1 protein-coding gene is annotated in these 1,930 nt (G+C 60.9%); it reads right to left on the bottom strand.

Annotation, left to right across the window (positions count from 1 at the left end; translation table 11 throughout):
• Window positions 1-73: 73 nt before the first annotated feature.
• Window positions 74-1,462, bottom strand: a complete 1,389-nt coding sequence (ltrA, locus tag QPL98_RS19370; protein WP_303293867.1) for a group II intron reverse transcriptase/maturase — start codon at window positions 1,460-1,462, stop codon at window positions 74-76.
• Window positions 1,463-1,930 lie beyond the last annotated feature (468 nt).

A 1,930-nucleotide genomic window follows, 5' to 3' on the forward strand; every position in this document is an offset into this window, starting at 1 on the left:
AATCGAGTAGGAGGGGGAGTTACCTCCCCCGTCCTCTCACACCACCGGGCATACGGTTCCGTACCACGGCGGTTCACGGTCGGCGCTGAAGCCTAACCATCGTATCCAGCAAGCTTACCAGAGACAGATCGTTGAACACCCTCTTGGGCAGCACCGCGTTCATATGAGATGCACCGCTATTCCACCAAGGACCACGACCGTTCGTCGCACTCATCCAAGCCCGTTGCTCCGTCAGACCAAGCCGCATCAGGTTGCGGGCCCGTGTATAGGGCCGCTTCCATTGTCGCCACAGGATTAACCGGAGACGTCGTCGTATCCAGCCATCCAGTGCTTCAACCGGTCGTTTCGAGGCCGTCAGGCGATAGTAGTTCGCCCAGCCCCGTAGTACCGGGTTCAGCTTCTGGAGGGTCGCCGGTAGCGACTGCCCGCGCGATCGTCTGAGTAGCGGACGCAGTTTAGCCATAAAAGCCTGCAGACTCTTCGGTGCAATCCGCAACCGAACCTGCTTGTGCCAGCTCACACTGTATCCCAGGAAGCTCCGGCGCCACGGGCGATCCACAGCACTCTTGTCTGCGTTCACCGTCAGGCGAAGATGCTTTTCCAGGAAGCGGGTAATGCTGGCCATGACCCGGTGTCCGGCTCGTTCGCTTCGGACATAGATGTTGCAGTCGTCCGCGTAGCGGCAGAACCGGTGACCCCGGCGTTCCAGCTCCCGATCCAGTTCGGTCAGGAGTACGTTGGAGAGCAAGGGGGACAGAGGGCCACCTTGCGGTGTCCCTTCCCGCCTCGGGCTGACCAGCCCACCTTCGAGCATGCCGGCTCGCAGGTATCGTCGGATCAGAGTGAGTATCCGTCGGTCGGTGATGCGACGAGCTAAAAGGCTCATCAGCACATCGTGATTGACCCGGTCAAAGAACTGGGCCAGATCCAGGTCGACCACCCAGCGGTGGCCGCCATTGATGTGCCGTTGCATCGTCTTGACCGCCTGATGGGCGCTTCGACCGGGACGGAACCCGTAGCTGTGGTCCGAGAAGGTCGGTTCCAGTATCGGGCCCAACACTTGGTGAAGCGCCTGTTGGATCAGGCGATCCTGTACCGTCGGGATACCCAGTATCCGTTCGCCGCCTTGCGGCTTGGGGATACTGACCCGGCGTACCGGCTGAGGATGGTAATCTCCGGCCAACAATCGCTCACGCAACGTTGGCCAATGCTGTTGCAGGTGGCTCTTCAAAGCGGTCACCGGCATCCGATCGACACCAGCCGCGCCTTTATTGGACACCACCCGCTGATACGCACGCATCAGGTTCGGGCGCTCAAGCACCTGCTCCATCAGCGTATTCGGCTCCGCGTTCGTCCACGAGTGAGCCCCCGCGTCTGCCTCGACACGGACTTCAGTACCTGCCGGGTTCCGCCCGACTCCTTCCTGAATGCCCTGACCCATCCGGGTCGCTTCTGTCTTCATTAGCGCATCACGAGAACTTACCGCCTACTAGCGGCCAACCATGTTCAGTCCTTCAGTACGCGGTAACGCACCTACTATGACCTCGGCTGAGTTCTGGCCCCCCATCCCCGCCCCTCACGAGGCAGGTAGCACTGTGGCAGAGTGCCAGACTTCCCAGGGTAAGACACGTGACCTTCACACTTATGCCCGCCGCATTTACGTCCACACCTTCCGTGCAAGTATTGGGCTTTGACGATAGTAGCCGTCTTACCCGGTGTGACCGCCTCATATGCGATTTCTGTTCGTCGGGCCAGTGTTTTGCCTGCGGCTTCCTTCAGATTCCACCTCGCGGTGGACACCCTTGCCGTCCGGCTAGTGGTTCCCCTTGCCGGGCCCACAGGGGACTTGCACCCCCAAGTCATCCGGCCAGCACCACCTGTACCGGAACAGCGCCCGTCAAGGCGCTACGCGCCATGCCTGGCGCACTAC

Source organism: Marinobacter sp. ST-43 (assembly GCF_030541085.1).
Lineage (GTDB): Bacteria > Pseudomonadota > Gammaproteobacteria > Pseudomonadales > Oleiphilaceae > Marinobacter > Marinobacter nauticus.